Here is a 267-nt window from a genome sequence, read left to right as displayed (position 1 = left end):
GACTGCTTTTCACCTTCCTCAATATGTTGCCCATCTTAATTGCCCGATTGTCATTCCTGCACTGGCAGGAGAAATCCTTGTAAGTGCCATTAATTCTTCACAGGATACCTATGATCAGAGTGCGGGCGGAACTTTCATGGAAAGAAAACTGATTGACTGGACCGCTGAAAAAATCGGTTACACTACTGAAAGTGATGGTGTTTTTACTGCAGGAGGATCTCAAAGTAACTTAATGGGATTGGTGATGATGCGGGACTGTTTCTCTCA

At 43.4% G+C, this 267-nt stretch carries 1 protein-coding gene; it reads left to right on the top strand.

Annotation, left to right across the window (positions count from 1 at the left end; genetic code table 11):
- On the top strand, positions 1–267 hold a 267-nt coding region (locus SCA31_RS23695), incomplete at both ends, for a pyridoxal-dependent decarboxylase (protein ID WP_410699459.1).

The sequence above is a fragment of the Chryseobacterium sp. SIMBA_028 genome, from assembly GCF_046535285.1.
Lineage (GTDB): Bacteria > Bacteroidota > Bacteroidia > Flavobacteriales > Weeksellaceae > Chryseobacterium.
Note: the sequence above shows the minus strand (reverse complement) of the source record. Positions and strands in the feature narration are given on the sequence as shown.